Annotated in this window: 23 protein-coding genes; 1 reads left to right on the forward strand and 22 read right to left on the reverse strand. The window is 50.3% G+C overall.

The features are described 5' to 3' along the window. Nucleotides 1-92: 92 nt before the first annotated feature. The 22 genes from KIS29_10125 to KIS29_10230 all read right to left on the reverse strand — a co-directional run bounded on the left by KIS29_10125 (nucleotide 93) and on the right by KIS29_10230 (nucleotide 17,871). Entirely contained in the window at nucleotides 93-1,091 is a 999-nt protein-coding gene (locus KIS29_10125; GenBank protein MBX8640678.1) for a hypothetical protein, read from the reverse strand. 2 nt (nucleotides 1,092-1,093) lie between these two features. Next, the gene (locus KIS29_10130; GenBank protein MBX8640679.1) at nucleotides 1,094-1,240 is read right to left on the reverse strand and encodes a hypothetical protein; all 147 of its coding nucleotides are present in this window, start codon (nucleotides 1,238-1,240) and stop codon (nucleotides 1,094-1,096) included. 178 nt (nucleotides 1,241-1,418) lie between these two features. Next, complete coding sequence (locus KIS29_10135; protein ID MBX8640680.1) at nucleotides 1,419-2,597, reverse strand: hypothetical protein; 1,179 nt, start codon at nucleotides 2,595-2,597, stop codon at nucleotides 1,419-1,421. Further along, on the reverse strand, nucleotides 2,594-2,956 hold the full coding sequence (locus tag KIS29_10140) for a hypothetical protein (GenBank protein ID MBX8640681.1): 363 nt from the start codon (nucleotides 2,954-2,956) through the stop codon (nucleotides 2,594-2,596). The genes KIS29_10135 and KIS29_10140 overlap by 4 nt, the downstream gene beginning before the upstream one ends. Continuing rightward, nucleotides 2,946-3,203, reverse strand: a complete 258-nt coding sequence (locus KIS29_10145; GenBank protein ID MBX8640682.1) for a hypothetical protein — start codon at nucleotides 3,201-3,203, stop codon at nucleotides 2,946-2,948. The genes KIS29_10140 and KIS29_10145 overlap by 11 nt, the downstream gene beginning before the upstream one ends. Beyond that, nucleotides 3,200-4,048, reverse strand: coding sequence for a hypothetical protein (locus KIS29_10150; protein ID MBX8640683.1), 849 nt, complete (start codon nucleotides 4,046-4,048; stop codon nucleotides 3,200-3,202). Before KIS29_10150 ends, KIS29_10145 begins: the two co-directional genes overlap by 4 nt. Continuing rightward, complete coding sequence (locus KIS29_10155; GenBank protein MBX8640684.1) at nucleotides 4,045-4,869, reverse strand: hypothetical protein; 825 nt, start codon at nucleotides 4,867-4,869, stop codon at nucleotides 4,045-4,047. The genes KIS29_10150 and KIS29_10155 overlap by 4 nt, the downstream gene beginning before the upstream one ends. Nucleotides 4,870-4,880: 11 nt before the next feature. Beyond that, nucleotides 4,881-5,177, reverse strand: a complete 297-nt coding sequence (locus KIS29_10160; GenBank protein MBX8640685.1) for a hypothetical protein — start codon at nucleotides 5,175-5,177, stop codon at nucleotides 4,881-4,883. 4 nt (nucleotides 5,178-5,181) lie between these two features. Then, nucleotides 5,182-6,228, reverse strand: coding sequence for a hypothetical protein (locus KIS29_10165; GenBank protein ID MBX8640686.1), 1,047 nt, complete (start codon nucleotides 6,226-6,228; stop codon nucleotides 5,182-5,184). Beyond that, complete coding sequence (locus KIS29_10170; GenBank protein MBX8640687.1) at nucleotides 6,225-6,590, reverse strand: hypothetical protein; 366 nt, start codon at nucleotides 6,588-6,590, stop codon at nucleotides 6,225-6,227. The genes KIS29_10165 and KIS29_10170 overlap by 4 nt, the downstream gene beginning before the upstream one ends. Next, nucleotides 6,591-6,914 carry a hypothetical protein gene (locus tag KIS29_10175; GenBank protein ID MBX8640688.1) on the reverse strand — a complete coding sequence of 108 codons (324 nt, stop codon included), beginning with the start codon at nucleotides 6,912-6,914 and terminating at the stop codon, nucleotides 6,591-6,593. It lies immediately after the preceding gene. Continuing rightward, on the reverse strand, nucleotides 6,907-7,251 hold the full coding sequence (locus KIS29_10180; protein MBX8640689.1) for a hypothetical protein: 345 nt from the start codon (nucleotides 7,249-7,251) through the stop codon (nucleotides 6,907-6,909). Before KIS29_10180 ends, KIS29_10175 begins: the two co-directional genes overlap by 8 nt. 4 nt (nucleotides 7,252-7,255) lie before the next feature. After that, a complete protein-coding gene (locus tag KIS29_10185; GenBank protein MBX8640690.1) occupies nucleotides 7,256-12,703 on the reverse strand; it encodes a PKD domain-containing protein in 5,448 nt (1,815 codons plus the stop codon). Then, nucleotides 12,700-13,014: a hypothetical protein gene (locus KIS29_10190; GenBank protein ID MBX8640691.1), complete on the reverse strand. Its 315-nt coding sequence runs from the start codon at nucleotides 13,012-13,014 to the stop codon at nucleotides 12,700-12,702. Before KIS29_10190 ends, KIS29_10185 begins: the two co-directional genes overlap by 4 nt. Then, on the reverse strand, nucleotides 13,014-13,292 hold the full coding sequence (locus KIS29_10195; GenBank protein MBX8640692.1) for a hypothetical protein: 279 nt from the start codon (nucleotides 13,290-13,292) through the stop codon (nucleotides 13,014-13,016). Before KIS29_10195 ends, KIS29_10190 begins: the two co-directional genes overlap by 1 nt. A 7-nt stretch (nucleotides 13,293-13,299) precedes the next feature. Continuing rightward, nucleotides 13,300-13,683, reverse strand: a complete 384-nt coding sequence (locus KIS29_10200) for a hypothetical protein (protein MBX8640693.1) — start codon at nucleotides 13,681-13,683, stop codon at nucleotides 13,300-13,302. A 1-nt stretch (nucleotide 13,684) separates the two neighbouring features. Beyond that, the gene (locus KIS29_10205; GenBank protein MBX8640694.1) at nucleotides 13,685-14,914 is read right to left on the reverse strand and encodes a hypothetical protein; all 1,230 of its coding nucleotides are present in this window, start codon (nucleotides 14,912-14,914) and stop codon (nucleotides 13,685-13,687) included. Between the two features lie 368 nt (nucleotides 14,915-15,282). Continuing rightward, complete coding sequence (locus tag KIS29_10210; protein ID MBX8640695.1) at nucleotides 15,283-15,822, reverse strand: hypothetical protein; 540 nt, start codon at nucleotides 15,820-15,822, stop codon at nucleotides 15,283-15,285. A 130-nt stretch (nucleotides 15,823-15,952) separates the two neighbouring features. Next, nucleotides 15,953-16,723 carry a hypothetical protein gene (locus KIS29_10215; GenBank protein MBX8640696.1) on the reverse strand — a complete coding sequence of 257 codons (771 nt, stop codon included), beginning with the start codon at nucleotides 16,721-16,723 and terminating at the stop codon, nucleotides 15,953-15,955. Between the two features lie 247 nt (nucleotides 16,724-16,970). Continuing rightward, entirely contained in the window at nucleotides 16,971-17,417 is a 447-nt protein-coding gene (locus KIS29_10220) for a hypothetical protein (GenBank protein ID MBX8640697.1), read from the reverse strand. Continuing rightward, the gene (locus tag KIS29_10225) at nucleotides 17,378-17,725 is read right to left on the reverse strand and encodes a hypothetical protein (GenBank protein MBX8640698.1); all 348 of its coding nucleotides are present in this window, start codon (nucleotides 17,723-17,725) and stop codon (nucleotides 17,378-17,380) included. The genes KIS29_10220 and KIS29_10225 overlap by 40 nt, the downstream gene beginning before the upstream one ends. Next, nucleotides 17,722-17,871: a hypothetical protein gene (locus KIS29_10230; GenBank protein ID MBX8640699.1), complete on the reverse strand. Its 150-nt coding sequence runs from the start codon at nucleotides 17,869-17,871 to the stop codon at nucleotides 17,722-17,724. Before KIS29_10230 ends, KIS29_10225 begins: the two co-directional genes overlap by 4 nt. A gap of 291 nt (nucleotides 17,872-18,162) precedes the next feature. Between KIS29_10230 and KIS29_10235 the strand changes: the two genes are divergently transcribed. After that, nucleotides 18,163-18,677 (forward strand): NYN domain-containing protein (locus KIS29_10235; GenBank protein MBX8640700.1); only part of this gene is annotated, 515 nt, incomplete at its 3' end.

Raw genomic sequence — 18,677 nt, forward strand, 5'->3', positions numbered from 1 at the left:
TTGGGAACCACTTCCATAATTAATATCCGAGATCTCAGGCCCTCGAGGGTGAGATCTCAGCTCTCCTGGGAAAAAATTCGGCGATTGATGAATCAGAGTTTCCCGGATATCTCGTTTATCAGCCACCTTGCGTTGTTCATAACCCTATCAAGGTTCTCCTTCCCGAAATCTTCTCCTTGGGACCTGGCATTATCAAGCCATCCCTTCATGTATGCCGATGAGTCGTCTTTGAAGTCAAACCCAAAATGCGAACCAACCATGTAAGTGGAAAGTTCCGCCTCAGATTCAGCGATCCCTCTTGGCAGTTTCTTGTAAAGATGCTCTAGTCTTGCATGTGACATCTCGTGTATGAGAGTATGTAACATATTGGTGTCCTCTCCCGGTATTTTCATGACCACGATTTTCTGTCCTTCATCCGAATGCGCAGTATATCCTCTTGCACCGTTCTTTATGGAACCTTCCTCCACAGTGTAATGCTCTTTTGCTATCTTCTTCAGGATACCATACAGTTTTGTCGCCTTGACGTCCTCCTCAACGGGCTTTCCCTTTCCCGGTATCACCAACGTTTGTGATATGTCATATACAGTACCGGTGCTGAAGACATGGGCGGAACCGCCTCCCTGGAGATTGAACTTCTCCTTCACCAGCTCATCTATGGCCTCATCGCTCAGCCCTTCTCTTCTCTTTTCTTCTATGAAGGCTTTCACCTTCCCGGGACCGTCCTTCCCTGCGATGCCCACAGGATAGAGTACTGATATGGGGTTGGCATCATCCTTGACGTCCCTTCCGAAGTATTTCCACTCATTTCTTGACCTGACAATTGAGGGATTTGGGAACTGGTCCTGAATCAGTATTGAGTTGAATGCGGAATAATCTCCCAACGTGCCTGAGTATTTCCGCATCTGCAGCAGCAGCTGATCCACGCTTGTCACCTTGGAGAGATCTCCGAGGATTCCCCATGCTTCCCTTTCCAGATCCCTGACTGAAGGTCCCGGATTCTTGATCCGTATTTCCATCACGGTCCTGCTGCTATCCATCAGTATGTGCTTTTTCTCTTCTCCCTTTCCCTTTGTTATCCACTTCTTTGCCATTTTCATTCCTCCTTTCTGTGCACGTTCTCAATTTCAGGTTTATCCGGATCCAGGGGATCCACGATTATGGCCTTGCCGTCCATTGACCATACCTGCCTTGCGTACTGCTTCCTGCTCTTTATCCTGTATTTTTCCTCCTCCGTCTTCATTCTTTCAACCTCCAGTATTTAAACCGACCAAAAAATCGACCTAGGATCGCCGCTTGAATCATGTATATATAATAATAGGAGAGCAACCGCCGCCACATGCCATTTCCCATCATTTTCCCCTGATATCACGGCTTCCGCGTGGCTGGCATGTAAGTGGCACATGCCGTCCGGCATGCCATCATTCCTGGCTATCATCCTTGCTGTCCCCCTTCTTCCTGTCGCCGTCGTCTTCCAACTTCTTCTCTCCATGCTTTGCTACCCCCTCTGCAAGCCTCTCCATCAGGTCCTTCATTTCAGGCGTGATCTTATTGCCCTTGCGGATCATGCTCTCCGCCATGATGTCGAATATCTCCTCCTTTGTCATCCCAGGCCTGTACGGAGTGTTCATAGGATCGAAGGGATCCTCCTGCATGGTTCCCGCAACGTCTTTAACCACGTTGACGTGCTGCTCGCAGTTCGGGCACACAGTGCGCTTGGCACCGCCCGTATACGTCCAGGAATAGCCGCAGTGCCTGCACTTCACCTTCACGCCTGTTTCCTCCTTTTCCTCCAAATCCGACACATATATCCGGTGATCACAGTTTGGGCACCTCGCCACTGCCCTGTGGCCGGAATAGTCCCACTCATAACCGCACTCGTCACACTGGACCGATACGGCAGGCATTCCATTCTTTATCAGCAACCTGTCCCCGTTCAGCAGTTCCAGTTCCTCCTGGAACTCCCTGAACCTCGTCTCCATGTACTCCTTCTTCTTTGCCTCATATTTCTCCCACAACTCCTTGGCGGGAAGCTGGAACTTGACCATCATGACCTTTATCTCCGATATCCCCCTGTGGATCCTCGGGAACTTTCCAAGGGGACGTTCCGGGTCGAACGTGTTCCTTGAAAGCAGTTTCATCTTCATGACCCCCTGCACATCGGTCGATTCAAACCGTATGTGCACCAGTTTCCTGCTCTGTCTTTCAATGAACGTCTCGTCCGGAACTGTGATGAAGGTCAGTATCTGCTTGTACCTGAATCCCTGGGTGAGCATCCCGAAGACACGGGCAGACATCTCCTGCCACAACCTGGCGTTTATCCCCAGTCCGGCATCGTCGAACACTATGACCGACCCGGGAGGAAGCCCCTGGTTCACCAGCGCAAGGAAATCCTTCACGGTGAACACGATCCTGTCCACTGAGAAATTGGGGTCAACCCTCTCGGCAAGCCGTATGGATGACAGGGATTTCCCTGATCCCGTGTCGCCAATGAACAGTGCTATGAGGTTGCGGTTCTTCTTTATCCGGTTGCGGATCCACTGCAGCAGCCACACGCTGTTTTTCATTGGATCGTCTTTGCCGCTCGTATTCCCCGTCATATTCCCTCCTCTCCCCCTTCCGTGTACGTCATGTTCTCGGGAATCATCAGGCCAAGACGCTTGTATAACCTTGACAATGAACCAAGCCATTCGTACAGTGCCTCGTAACCATCCACAATGTATTGCTCGGATGGATAGTTTCCTGACAGTTCCCGGATGTTCTTCTGTGCCAGCCTGTATTCCTGCAGGTACTCAGGATCGTGATACGCGGACATGATCTGGTGCAGGGACTTCAGCTTCTTTCCCCAGCTGTATAAATTCCGGGGATTGTCTGCGGCTTCCCCGGGATATTCTGAAGCCTTGACCAGCAGGTCATACAGCATCCTGAGGCCTTCGGGCGTTTCAGTATCACTCATCATTGTCCCTCCTTGCAATGAATCTTAGTGTCCTGGGCATGTTTACGAGGCTTATTGCCGTCCTCTCATCGCTCATGGGCATTCTTTTCCCACCATCATCGAATATCATAGCCAGGGGCGGTGCCCTCTCTCCCTCGTCCTCCTCCTCTTTGTTTGCCTGGTAAAGGTGCTTTATGAACTCGTTCTCTCTCATCTCGGGCAGGGAGAAGAACAGGTCCCGGAAGGCGTGTTCCTTTCCCCAGTCCTTCACGACGTTTCTTGCCGTGCGGCTTCACTCCTTTTCTTTATGAGCGCCTGGAGGTATTCCGGATTGCTGAGCAGCTCCTCCACCTCCTTCTCGTATATCTTGGTCTCCTCCTCCGTCAACCTCCCCTTCCTCAGGACAGACATTATGCTGTCCTTATGCGCTGAGGTGATGGCCCCAATGAGCTCCCTGGACTGTCTTGTGCCTTCAGTGATGCTCTTCACGTCCCCTGTCTGCTTCAGCTTCGCAACTTCCAGGAGTGCATCCTTGAGCATCGTCGTCAGGTCGTCGAGGACTGACACAAACATGGCATACTTTGCACGATTGTAGTGCGCCCAGGCGATCTCGACAAACCATGGGATGTTTGATCCCTCGAGGTATTTTATATCGGTGCACCAGTACGTTATCCTTCCATTTATGCGGCCCTGCTCAAGTGTCAGGCCGGTTTTCTTCTCAACAAGTGACCATATTTCATCGCTGACAAAGAGTCGATCCCAGTCCATGAAGTCGGACGTGGGAACCATGATAAATACTCCGTTGCGGGTCCTGAGCGTTCTTGAGTAGAAATAAATCATGGGTACGTAGACCAGGACTGATACCAGTGTGTACGTGATGCCCACCAGGTCATACTCCACGTATGCCAGGATAACGCCGATGATGAGCTGAGGCAGCATCGCCCTCGCCAGCGACCGGAGGGATACGAACTTCATGAGCCGCTGGATGTTCTCCCCAGATTTCGTTTCGAAGGCTTTCTTCAGCTCTTCCCTCCTCTCCTCCGCCGATCTCTGGGAATTCTCGAATGCGTTCTCTCTTCTCCGTTGAAAGAATCCCCTGCCCATTGCGTCCTTCATATCCTGATGACCTCCCTTCTCTCCCTCTCCAGGAGGTATTTGCGGGCAGTGAAGAGCGCGATTATTATGGCGAACGCACTGGCAACGAAAGCCCTCGCGATTCCGTACTCGTACTGCGATAGGGTGTACTGGAGCGACGGCGGCTGCGGCCCATAGTATTTCTGGATCGGTATTGTGGCAACAAGTTCGTTCGGGAACTTGTATACGGAATTCCCGAGGCCGATGGTCACAGTTGCCGTCGATCCGGAAATGTTGAACTGCACAATCTTCGAGCCATACACATTGCCGGAGAGGAGCTCCTGGCCGTTCAGGTATATGGAGTATGACTCGTTCTGGGTGCTCTGCATCGTCACCGACCAGTCAGGATACATGAGTGCCCCTGCCGTGCCCGGTGCAACGGTCAGGAACTGGTCCTGTCCGGGGTACGAAGAGGATACGGACACGGACTGGATAACCTTGTTTGACAGCGGCCCCGTGATAATATCGGCAAAGGTGTACGAAATCCCCTGGAAAACGAGTAACGCATTCGCAGGGGCACCCCCCGGCACGTTCCACACATACGTGAAATTGAATGCCCCCAGGGAATCTCCGGATTCCTTCACCGAGCCGTTGATCGAGAACGTGAAGGTACCGGATCCATACAGGTAGACATGCCAGTCCGGATAAACCGAGACTCCGGAAGAATTGGCAGGCACATAGATGTATAAATCGGGATCCTGGTAAGTGGAATAAATGATGACATGTCCGGATGGAGTTGGAGATGCATCGACCACGGGAACGAATACAAGCCCAATAAGGGCTGTAAAAAGAAGAAGAGGCATTACGATTCGATTCAGGGGTTTCTACCTCCTTCTTGAGGCTGTTTTGGCAGTATTCTAATTCGCTCGAGGAAGATCTTCCTCTTCAGGAATTCCTTTACCCTGATCCTCTTCTCCCTGATCCTCGAAGCGGTCAGGGACATGCCCATGATGATCCCGGAGGTTGCATTGGTCGCCGAACCGGAAGAGGGGAAGAAGAACTTGTGGAACATGCTCTCGATGGCTGGAAGATTCAGGCCAAGCCTTGTAAAGATCCACAGACCTATTATGAGGATGATGACTGCAATTGCCGCATCGGTGATCTTTCCCATGATCTCACTCCATCCTTGGGGCTATGATTCCCTTCACTTCGATGTGCTCACCATTTGGCCCTATCTTCCTTGTAGAAAACTCCACTGGATAGTCCCGCTTCATCCTGAGGGTCAGAACCGCCTCTTTTGGGTTCTGAAATTCATTCCTTCCCAGCATTGTCCGTATTGTTGATCGAAGATATTCTGTGGCGAAGGTTGCCTTCTCTGACGTAACCCATCCTGATGGAACATCCCTGGGCTGCCTTGATGAAACTGCACTGACTGTTTCAATCAGCTCACGTTTCGGCTTGTATGAATCCGGATCATCAACAGACCTGTAGATTCCAACACTGGCCTTCTTTGTATCCCCTTCGAGCGAGAATCTCACTGTATCATCCTTTGTTTTCTGGAGGAAGTTCAGGAATGGCCTGAGCTGATCCCCTTCCAGCCTGACATCCCATGAATCTTGTTCGTAGTCCAGGGATGGCCAGCGAAGATTTGTTCCGCTTTTTGGCGGATTGTTCATCCATTCGGTTGAAAATTCCTTCCCATAGGATGTGGGATCAAGATATCCGTTTGGAAGATTGGTCTCCATGGTTTCCTGAATCATGGCAACATGTGACGGGTCCACGGATATGAAAGTCAGCGTGCCATTGTCAATGGTTATCTTCATGTTACCGGACGAAAAGAACATCTTCAGGTCCTCAGAATTCAGGTTCAGTTTTCCCCGCAGGTTGTCGATTCCGATGAGTTCCCGGACATCCACCTTATCGCCATAGGAAATGTTACGCTGTTTCGAGGGACCGGCTGCATTTTCCGTGGTTACTGATACGGGTTCAGGCGCTCTGGCCGGCTTCGCTGTCGCCGATGATTCTTGAAGCAGCATTCCTTCATACGGGGCGTAAAGGTCAAGCCTCTGGTTGGTCTTGATGAGCCTTGCCCTCTTGCCCTGCTTCCTCAGTTCCTGCACCTCATCGTATGCCAGGTTCCTTGGTACGCCGAACGCCTGCCTCTTCTTCACTGGATATATTTTCCTCTCCTTTCCCTTTCCTTTTGTTCTAAATTCTGTCATTTCATTCTTCCTCCGATCCTCGTCTTTCCTCCTTCCTTGAATCCTCTTATATCGGCATAAAAAACAGAGGAGACCTCTTTTCCGCTGCTGTAAAAGCTTGCTGCTTCCTCTCCTAGATATACTTGATTTATCCCAGACAAACGCATACCGTTGATGCTGAATTCTCTTGAAGGCCCCTTGAACTCAAACGGATCGTCATCGCTGTTCTCGAACCCGGATGATCTTATTATTTTGGCAACCTTTTGTGGTGCGAATTTCAATAAGTCCCTGGAATTCACCCTTCGCTGAACCGAAAATTTTCTCTTCTCTATTGGCACTACCCTCTTCTTTCCGTTTTTCCTTACTGTCCTGAATGTTGTCATTTAATCCTCCTCAAACTTTCCCGTTGCCACATACGCAATGTCCGAATCGATCACTCTTTCCATCCTCTCGTTACCCTTATATTTTGATCTGAGCAGGGAGAGTTCCGCCATTGTGTCAGCTTTGCCATATCTATCTACGGCTTTCCCCAGAGACCTCTTCCTGATATCATCCGCCAGGTCCACAGCATATCCTGCCAGGGACAGGCCATGGATGTGAATCTTCTTCAGGTCTGTCGTGCTGAGAACCTTGGATATCCCACTGAATCCGACACCTTTTCTCTTGGGATATGCTCTCCCGTCTTTCCTCCTTCCAAACTCAGTCATTTTTCTTCCCTCCCGATACATACCTTATGTCCTGCACTATCCTGGTCTTCAGCTCCGGCTTGTTGTAGTCCAGCCTGTACAACTCCCCGAGTTTCCGGAGCGTTTCCTTCTTCCCGTATTTTCCAATTGCCCTGTTCAATGCTGCATGCTTCGCGCCCTCCGTGCCGCTGATGTGATATCCCAATCCAGTGAGTGTCCCGGGATGCCTTATCCCCACTCCAGTCATGTCCTCGATCTGCTTCGGCGTCAGTTGCCTCTCCTTGCGGGTGATCCTGGTGCCCATTGGCACCACACTTTTCTTTCCGTTTTTCTTTATTGTCCTAAACTTTGTTCCCATTCTTTCACCTCTTCGTGTCCAGCTTGTATGTCTTGGTCTTGCCGCCGCTGGTAGCGACAACGTCTATGGGTGGCTTGCGCAGTTGTATGGCTGCTATCCCGATCCCTGCCAGTGTCAGCATGATAATGAGAAAGTTAGACAGGCCTCCGAAGAATGATATCAGTGTCCCAATTGTGAACGGGTTTGATGACAGGGAATTGGAGACAGAAAAGGGCATGACCATGGAATTGCTCGCAGAATTGTTGTTGAAAACAACCACCTTTATCCCGTACGTTCCCGAATCAAACTGTCCCTGGTTCATTGTGAGGTTGAAATATCCAATCTCCCCTGATGGCGTGTACGTGGAATTTATCGCTGTGGGGGAGTACATAGTGCTGCCGATGAAGGCTTCAACCGCCGTGATCCCATGCAGTGACTGCACCTTGATCGTGTAATAAGTCATAGGCCCAACGGAGTGCTGCTCATAGGAAAGGACGATGCTGCTGTTCGTTCCCTGTGGTAGGACGCTGATGTATTGAGTTGAAGTCGAAGATGCCCCGAGACCATCGGTCACGGTGACTGATATGGTGTAGTTTCCCGCATGACTGAAGTAGAATAACACCGACTGCCCGGAATACGATGACCCGTTGATATCCCATGAATAGGAGAAGGTCGATGAGTCCGGCGCTGTGGCAGTGGCATTCAGGGAGAGCATGGTCCCAACGGGTATCTCCTTGGGGGGCGAGAATGAAATGGTTGGTTTGGCAGGTATCATCCTCACTGTGAGGTCCTGAGTCCATGTTTTTCCGTTGTCGTAGGAGAATGTAGCGATCACAGGGTTGAACTCGTTGTATACAGGAAATTTGTAGCTTATGCTTAAGCCGGTGAGTGTCTGGCCATTTGGAAATGACCATGACATATTGTATGGGCCCTGGGCATCCCAATTAGGGGTGGCAGTGAAACGAAATACCTGTGTGATGTTCAGGTTGGAAGAATAATTGAACTCAACAGGGGGAGGCAGGCTCTGTATGCTGATGTTCCTGGATCCGGTTGCTCCGTTTGCGCTAGAGACGGTGAAATGAACAGAATAATTGCCCACAGGGAAAGAGTAAACGGGGTTCGGCAGCAGGGACGAGTGGTTTGGGGAGAAGGACCAGTTGTATGAGTATCCCGATCCACCCAGCACACTCGAACTGAACTGCACCGCCAGCGGTCCGAGACCGGATGTCTGGTTTGCGGCTATGGCGACGAAGAGGTGCACCTGGACTGTGAAATTCTGTGTGTCCACGTAACCGGATGAATCCGTTACCCTGGCCTCTATGGTATCGGGCCCGGATGACGAGAATACGTGCTGGATTGAAGTTCCGGATTCTCTCTGCCCCGATGGGAAAATCCATGCTATGTTGTATGGGGCAATGCCGCCAGTCACATTGGCATATAATGGAAATTCCTCGGAAACTACAGCCTTTCCGGACCATGATACTGACACTGCCGGGTCACTGTATACTGTTACACTTACGGTAGATGATGCGTCCTTGCCGAATGAATCGGAAATGATGAGCTGAACCGTGTAATTGCCGGGAGTGGTGAATGAGTATGACACGGTTGCATTCTCATACATATGCCCGGCAATAAGCCATGTGTAACTGTAGGGCCCCACGCCTCCCGATCCTGAAGACCGGAATGCATCCGTGACATTGGCATCAAGTAACGTCCTGGATGCTATTATGGATGCCACCGGGTATGATTCCACTGTGACGTCCAGGACATGGGTTGAACTATCACCTTGGGAATCCTCCACAAGGAGCTTCACGGGATAAATTCCCGGCCTTGAGAATGAATAGTTAAGGGAGGATGCACTTCCGGAGAGGGAGCCGTTCACGTACCATGAGTATGAGTACCCCGGAGTGCCTCCTGTGATTACTGAGTTGAAGCTGTCAGTTACGTTGGGATCCACATTTGGGTACTGTGCAGATATCGTCACTGATGGAATGGAATTAATCCGGATCTCAATGGAAGAGGATGCCGAATTTCCAGCACCATCCGATACTTTCACTGTGACATTATAATAACCTGACAGGCTGAAAGAATATATGAGATCCTGCTGGTACCCCACGTATCCGATGCCGGATATGGACCACGTGTAATTGTAGAATGGCGTCCCGCCCGATATGGATGAATTGAAGTACACTGGAAATCCTATGTCCGTTGTAGTCCGGGATTCGGAGGGGGATACAACTGGCAGGGGTTTCACCGTGATATCCATGTATGTGCTTGCCTTTGATCCCTGGCTGTCCACGATGAGCAGGGAAATATTATACGGGCCGGTTTTCGGGAAAGAATACTGGAAATACAGCCCGGATGAGGTGTTGACGCCATTCAGGTACCAGTAGTAGTTGTATGGGGCCGTACCATAGGACCCGAATCCTTCCCAGTACGTGGTCGTGGAAACATCCGTTTGGCTGGATCCCTCAATGAGTGCTGACGGTTTGGCAATCACCTTGATTGTGATAGACGATGCCGTTTGCTCGCCCAGGGAATCGGTTACCGTGAGGTTGACCGCGTATGACCCGGGATCTGTGAATTGGAGGCGGAACTCCTGGGAGTAGTTTATGATCTTGCTGCCCAATGACCATGTATAATTGAAGGGTGAGCTCCCTCCGGTCACCTGGGCGAACAGCGTGTCATTTATCCCCTGATCCACGGTCGCATACTGGGCCTGTATGGACACCGTGGGGTCAGGGTTCACAACCTCGTTCACGGTATTTGATGCCTGGTTTCCGCTGGCATCGGTGATTGTGAGCGATACAGTATATGTGCCGGAAGAGGTGAATGTGTAGTTCACATAGGAAGTGGTATACGCCTCACCGTTCACTGTCCATGCATACGTATAGCCTGGTGTCCCGCCGGATATGGATGCAGAGAAATTGACCCATATCCCGACGTCAGTAGGATTATGGACCACGTGAATCACAACCGAAGGATCAGGGTTCACGGTCTCCGTAAGAGAGTAAGAAGCTGTATGGCCATCCCCGTCAGTGACGGTGACATTGACGTAGTATGATCCCGCCGAGGTGAAAGAGTAGGAGAATGCTGATGCGGTGGATTCCCGTACGCCATTTATGGTCCACGTATATGTGTCGGTGCCAGTCCCTCCAGAAACAACGGAAGAGAAGGATATGGAATTGCCAGCGTCAGTGGGGTTCTGCGAGCTGCTCACCGAAACAAGAGGGTTGTTGTTTATGGTAACGTTCACAGACGAGGAATACGTTTCGCCTAGGCTATCAGTTACTGTAATTTCGACAACATAGAACCCTGCGGAACTGAATGAGTAGGTAAAGTCTTGAGACGTGGACACCTGCGTTCCATTTATGATCCACGAATATGCATAGGGTGCCGTCCCTCCTGATGGGCTGGATGAAAAAGTTATATTATACCCGACATCCGCCGAACTGACTGAGGAGGATGCGGATACTATTGGATCGGAGTGCACGGTTTCGGATGTCGTGGCAGTTGCTGTTTCACCTGCCCCATCTGTTATGGACAGATCCTCGGTATATGATCCAGCTGCCAGGGTGGTGTTGAACGCAGGGGTCGTATAGGTGGACCCGGTACCTGTAAGGCTGTAAGTGTAGCCTGTGCCTGTCCCACCCATAACCGCTGTCAGGAAGAACTGCGGCACCGCCGCATCGGTGGTGCTCACGATGGGTGGGGTGCCGGAGACGGAGATTGATCCACCCGTAATATTCAGGGCGGACATTGATGCGCCGCCGCCCAGGTTCCCATTGTCAACTGCAAAGAAATACCATCCTGCCGAGAGTGTTTCCGTACCTGAATAAGCCGTAGCTCCTTGACTGACCCACGCACTGCTTCCGATGATGGATGTCCAGTCCACCCCGTTGTTGGATATGAACATTGCCCCGTTGTCGTCATATTCGCCATTAAACGTGTAAGTCCCGGCAGCGAAATAGAGCACCGTTACAGCCATGTACCCTTCATCGTATGCACCACCACTTGGCTCTGTATTCAGGACACCCAGTGATGAAGGGTATGCCACGTTGGGCCGACCAAGGAAGGACTGCCCGTTGTAATATGGATTTCCGTAGTCAAACCCGAATCCACCGTCATTGAACGTGCCCGTCCAGGTTGACACGTTGTTCGGGAAGGAGTTTGGCATCGACAGCGGGTAGGAACTGATGTCGGAATACGGAACAGCCCCCTCTGTCGGCCCTGAGGTGTACGAATATACGTAGAATACGCCCGGAGTCATCGCATTGATGATGGCTGCCTGCGGATCGGGGTAAACGATCTGAGTCAGGGATGGGCTTTGAGCGGTATAACCATTAGTATCCGTGATGACCACATATACTGAATTTGATCCACCGGATGTGAAGTCCTCTGTCCACTGGCTGCTTGACGTGGACTGCACCGAATTCCCATTGAGATAGAAGTTGTAGTTGCTGTAGGAGCCGGAACCGCCAGAACCAGAAGCCGTGAACACAACATTCTGCCCCACATCTGACGGATTCAAATTTGAGGTTATCGAGACTCCGAGAGTGGGGTCAATTGTTTCCGCGAATGTCGGTGACGTGCCGGTCAAGCCAGAGGATGTGGCCACCACGTAGAAGTCATATGGACTTGAGGAAGAGGAAGATTCTGATGTTGTGTATGTAGACCCCGTGGCACCCGAAATTGCCGTTCCTGATCCTGATGCACCGGAGTACCACTGATAAGTGTATGACCCTGAGCCGCCGGTTGCCGATGCGGTGAGGGTGAACTGCTGGCCGACATCGGCTGGATTTTGGCTTGAACTGACGGAAACGACAACGGGGTTCTCGACAACCTGGGTGTATGAATTGGATGCGGAACCAGCGTCTGTGGAAATCGACAGTGAAATGGTATATGACCCTGCAACTGAGTCCGTCCATGTCGGGTTGGATGCAGTTGTGCTTGAGAGAGATCCTGCGGATGCGCTCCATGAGTATGCCCCTCCGTTCACATCTTCGAAGTTCGCATTGGACGATAAGTCGACTGTCCCGGATGTCACAACCGGGTTCGGGGAGCCCGATACCGACGTGAGCGATGGGGCGACAGGGGACCCTGAATAATCGCTGGGATATGTTCCGGCGGTTCCCGAGGTGCCTCCGGAGACAGAATATCCCGGGACGCCACCCAATGACCAGCTTATGGTCGGCGACGTCGATGGGTTCCTCAGTGTCACTTGGTATGTGATAGTACCACCGGGTGCAGCGCTTCCATAGCCGCCTATGGACCATGACGAGATCTCGGTAGACAGGCCTGATTCATCCCATGTCCATGTGTATGTAGTAGTCGTCGTGTCCGGGTTGTATGCAGCGATCTGCTTTTCCGCCGGGGCAAGCGTGATCAGGAGCATGAGGGATACAAATATCAGTGCAATGGGAACGACGTACCTTTTCCTGCCGTTCAGGGCACGGGCAATGATGGATTTCATGCCACCCCCCCCACCACGGGCAGGTCATGCACAATCATGCCCATTATCAGTACGATGGAAATGAATAAGGCGAGCAGGATGACAAATATAGGCAACGCAAACGGTCCCATGGATGCGGCCACCGACACGAATGATGCCATGACTCCGGAAATAACCCCAAAAATAACGCTGAGCATTAAGTTAAACAGTTCAGCCAGGTAGTACAGGGACATTGCAAAAAAGTACAGGATGATCTGTATGACGTTGTTAATGGCATCCAGCGGGTTCAGCCATGAGATCAGGGAAGGCGGGCTCACCCCATAATATGACATTATTCACTCACCATATCCTTTATCGGGACCGTGAAGGAGAATACCAGGAACAATCCTACCAATGTCATGCCTCCCGATGCCACAATGATTGTTGGGGCCAGGAATCCGTAATTCCCCTGCCATGCATTGAATACCGAGACAAAATCCCCTGTCACTGAATGAAATAGTGGCAGGATCAGGGTATTTTCCAGATCCGAGAGGAGGTTCTGGAAGAACGCATATAGAACCTTCAGGAACCCCCAGAGGGGGGACGACTGAATGGCAGAGGCTATGGACATTCATGCCTCACACATCGTCTTCCATGCTCACGAGATCCCTCATTGGCCCCACAAGGGCAAGTATCAGGAAACCAGCAAGCAAAGCGATCCCAATGCCGAAGACAAACATCAGGGGGCCGTAGACTCCATACCCGGCTAACGAAAAACCGAATCCCTGGAACATGATATTGATGGAGTTGGAGAACCCGGAGAATATGCCTCCGAACATTGTTCCCAGTCCGTTGACTATTACCTGCAGGAAGCCCATCAGGAGATTCCATATGCTGTTGAAAACGGTACTGCCCAGCGAGGATGAGGACGTGGCCATGGGAATGAAGGTCAGGGAGAAAATAGAGATCTTCATCCTCGCCTTCCTGATTTTCTTCACATGGAATATGAGCCGGTTTAACATCTCACTTCCCTCCCTTCTTCGCCGAATTCTGCCTGTCGAACACGCCGATGTCGTACCACGGAGCCACGAGTATGGCAGCAACGAATGTGAATATGGTGCCTATGAGGTACCCGGTCTGCTCTGCACTGTAAGACCCGATGATGGTCGTTAGGCCTGTGTTGCCATACACGTGGAAGCTGATTGATATGCTCGTAACGTTGCTCTGAACGAGGATCATGATGTTCTCTGACTGATTTCCCGTCAGGGATGATGATGAAATCGAAAAGGAGACTGACGTTAGGTTTTTCAGTGACTGGTATGCGAACGGCTCGAAACTTGATACGTTGAAACCCGTACCCAGTGAAACGTTTGCGGGATGCGAATCAGTAGAAGATATAGATATCTTGGACACTGCGAAGTTGTTCAGCTCCGCAACGGTGAGGTTGGTACGGATCCATACCTGGTTTGAGTATGAGGTGACGTTGTTCACTGTACTGGATGGGAAATCAAAGGTCGCCGTTCCGTTGACCTGGCCAAAGGGTATCGCCCCAGAGGATCCGTAAACGTACGAGGTGATGGACTCGGATTGGAGCACCGAGGAATTGTCGGTTCCCGCTACAAGGGCATGGCCGATCCCCGCAGAGAGGAAAATCATGAGGAAGACGGATATGAGGGCGATAAACAGCCCTAAGAACTTTCGGGCCGCCTTCCCTGATCCGGATTCCTTAAAATTGAGGGATTTTACCTTTGGTCCTTTCTGTCCCATATATCCCTTCCTGTCAGACCAGGCTGCATCCCATATGACAACGAGACCGAAAACCAGTATGGATACCAGGTACAGTACGGCTGCCTCGTTGCCGTTGAACGCGGGCACGATGATGTACTGGGCAAAGCCAAATTCGTATCCCAGGAAACCGCCGATGAATCCTCCAAGGACAAAGCCAGCGAATGCCCGCCAGATTAGATCCAGGATGCTCTTCCCGGGTGGCGTCAGGGTTTCGATAACGGCCCAGACGACAGCCCCAAATATGATCGCCGGGGCAATTATCCCATCATTGAATACAACAACATGACCGACTATGGTATACGTGGGTCTTGCCAGCAGGCCAACAAAAAGCATGAGGGTCGCAAGCAGCCCTATGACCAGTTCGCCGATTCTCCATTTGCCCACGTGGGTCGGGATGTTCTTTTTCGTCTTTCCAGAACTCTTTGCCGGGTTGCCGGCTTTTGAACCTTTATTTTTCTTTGCCATCTCTACTTCTCCCCCACGGAAGAAGCGGAGCCTGAACTCACGGAAATTAGCATCCGCCTCTCCGTAAGTTCACTTACCCTTACGACGTCCTTCATTAAATAGAACACTCTTCTTGTATCGAGATCCCCTCGAAGCAGTTCGCAGGTGAATCACATCAACCCGACCCATTTCCCCAAGACCCCGTAAGATTTTCTGGACACGGTAGATGGATGACCTACTGGAATCACTCAAGTATCCATCTCGGACCAGGATCGTGGTAATTCTTTTACAAGAGAATGACAAATTCGGATACCTGTCAAGAACAGAGAACACTCTCTGTTCCTCTTCAGACAGCAGCGACCTCCTTTCCTCTGGCGACTGTAACTGCATTATTTCGATACTTTATCACCATCCTTGCTTTCAGTATCTGGAGCTGTATCCGGACCCCACGTCAGCTCTATTTCACAGGATCCAAGGAGCAGCTTCTCGTTCTTCTTGCAGCTCCTGACCAGGCTCCTCTTTCCCGCCGGACCAACGGAATACAGGACAAACTGGTACTTGTTCCGGCTGTACGACAGGAGATATTTCTCTCTCTCGGGGTTAACGTTTTGGGTTAACGGATTGACGGATTCATGCGTTAACCTTTTAGATGGCCTATTGAAAATGAATTCTGATGGCTTTCCCGGAATACGGAGCTGCTGGAAGTGTTCGCACTTCTCCACAGGCCTGAATGATCTCTTCGGGTCCATCTGGTTATGTAAGATGCAGACAGGGCAGATTCCCATCCAGTATCCATCCTCGTAGGAACCGGAGACCTGGGACGTCCTTCCCCGGTTAACGGGTTTACGGTTAACAGGGTTAACGTTAACCTTGTGAGCTCTTCTCTGTCTCATGTACTCTGCCATCTTTGCTGGGTCCTTGTAGGGCATCAGGTCTTCCTCCCGAAATTATGATACTTCCTGGCAGCTGCTATGTCTGACTGGATTACCTCAAAGAAGATCTCCTCTTCACCAGGTGTGAGGTCCAGCTGGACCTTGAGGTTTCCGTAAGTTAGGGTCTTCATTTCAGGACCTCCAGACTGACATCAGGAGCTTCCAGGTATAGCGGACGCATCTTCCTCTTAACTTCTTCCTTAATTCGCTCATCGGTTATCTTTGGAAAATATGCCCTCAGTTCCGAAACAAGGGTTTGGTCAGAAATTATGCCCGCTTCCATGTCGGCAAAGAACTTCCTGTCAACCGATATGTTCAGTGAATCAAACGAAGCAGGCGATACGTAAGCTTTCAAATGCTCCGGGTCGGGTACAACCCTGCCGTTCCTTATGGTGAGCTTCACTTTTGCAAGGGACCGCAACACATCCTGGTCGTTGCCTTCATAGATTACACTGCTGCCGAGGAACATGAAATTATACTTTTTCCTGTCCTTGAGCTCCCTGCAGAGGTCAGAAATTTCACCTTCAGGCATCGGAACCGGAGTAATTCTTCTTATCCTGTTCGATTCTATCAAGGTATGGAGATACCACGCTCCGCAATCTTCCTCCACCCTGATGTCCACCTGCAGGCTCTTCTTCCTTGCAACGTTCTCCCTCAGGTACTTTGCCCTGGATTGCAGCGGTGCAAGCTCCTCAATGAGCAATCTTATTTTCTGGTCAATGTCCTCCAGTTCTTTCTCTTCCGGATCCTTTCCAAGGGCAAGGTCAATGTCCCTCTCAACCATTTTACCGATATCAAGTCCCAGTTCCCTTGCCCGTGCAAGCTTGCTTGCCCTCATGCTAATAGATACCGGGACTTTTCTGTCTTCCACCGGTGGTCTTCCCATCACAGAATTCATGGTTTGACCTCCGTTAAGGGTAGATTTCCAGTAGAAAATAAAGTAAGAAGTGAGTAAGTAAGTAAGTTCAAGAAAGAGTTTAATAATTTAATTATTAAAGTCAATTGTAAAAAATAAGATAATAGCGGTTTTCCGAGAACCACCATTTTTACTTTCCTTATTAAGAAAAGTCCTACATGGCTAAAATACACGTTCTCCGAGACATTGTTAAACTCTGCACTTTTCTTAATAAGATTAATAAGAAAACTCATGGCGACACCCCCAGGTCATTCATGAACTCCAGCACGAGGGCGCGAACTCTTATGCGCAGCTTCTCTTCCTCCTGGGTCAATGTGTTTTCCCCAGGATCCACGATCCCCTCAACATCTTTCCTTTCATACAGCGCAAGGACCAGCACCTTCCGGAACCGGTTGTCGAGAAAGTCTTTCACCAAGTTGCCTCTCACTTCCATCTTTCTTTTCATCAGAGCGTATTCCTGATTGAGGCCAGAATCTATCAGCCTCTCCAGTTCTTTCTGTTCTTCCCTGGCAGCTTCGCTAAGGAGGAGGTAAAAATCAGAAGACGGAAGCTTCTGGAGTCTTTTTCCTTTTGTTTCCCTGTTGACCAGGGCCGGAAGATCTGAAAGTATCTTTTCCGTGCGGTTCGCTGAGTGAATCATCTTCTCCCCCTCCTGTAAGGCCTCTGCTCTGGCCATCTTCCCTCGCGAAAACGCTTCTGCTTCCTTACAAAGTTATCCCTCAGAACTCTTTGCTCTGGATCCTTTGAGGCCGGCATGGTGTACTTGATCCTTAGGGGGTTTCGCCCAACAACAGTACAATCCTTCTCATGCCTTTCCAGGAAGACCCTGAATTGATCCTCAGCTTCCAGGAGATCGTATCCTATTATGGTCACTATTTCCCGGCAATTCATCAGGTCAGGCGTGGAAGTCTCGATCCCGGATCTGGACTCCATGAAGCGATCAAGTACGTTCTTGATCTTCTCCTGGTCACAAGCTGGGATCATTCGAGCACCTCCAGGAGACCTCCAAGGCTTTTCGGGAGCTCTCTCAGGGGCCACCTCATGGCGTATCTCTTTTCTAGCTCCTCAATGACTGTCGGCGGGACAAGGTTGCCCTGGATTATGCTGCTCTTTGGAATCGTTTCTAGCATGACACAAAACACCTCGCACCCATGTCGTCGAATCCCTCTCCCCGCGCTTTAAACTATTTGGAGAATATAGTTTTAATATGTATAACGGAATACAATCTCTTCCCATATTGACTCAAGCTTTAGTTTTGGATAATCTGCTTTCCACCTGAAGGAAGAGTTTGCGACATATCCAACATCTCTTAGCGCTCCAAATTCTCTTTTGTCATAAAATCAGATTTTCGCTCAATATACTCTTCGTAAAGAGATTCATGAAAAGGGTAATTTCAATAGGAAGATTGCATTTTGATAATTATGGAGCCATCCGCCACGGATTCTGACAAGATGAGGTTTGCTCTTCTCATAGATGCTGAAAATGCACGGCCAACTCTCATAGACTCGGTGATCGATGAGGTCGGCAAATACGGGTACATTATCATAAAGCGGATATATGGCGATTTTACCATGCCAAATATGAATCCCTGGAAGAAAGTGGTAACAGATCTGGCAATACAGCCTGTACTTCAGCTGCACAATGTTTCCGGCAAGAATTCATCCGATTTTGCTATGACAATCGATGCCATGGACATCCTTTACAGCAAGGAAATAGACGCCTTCTGTCTGGTTTCAAGCGATAGCGATTTCACCAGACTCGTGACCAGGTTGAGAGAAAATGGCAAATTTGTCATGGGGGTAGGGAAAAAGGGAACATCGTCATCACTGGTGAACGCGTGCAACGTGTTCGTCTTTACGGAGATTCTCGAGAGCACGGAGAAAGAAGCCAAGTCCAAGATCAGGACACCCAAGAGAGAATCACTGAAGAGCGACGA

It is taken from the genome of Candidatus Sysuiplasma jiujiangense (genome assembly GCA_019721075.1).
Classification (GTDB): domain Archaea; phylum Thermoplasmatota; class Thermoplasmata; order Sysuiplasmatales; family Sysuiplasmataceae; genus Sysuiplasma; species Sysuiplasma jiujiangense.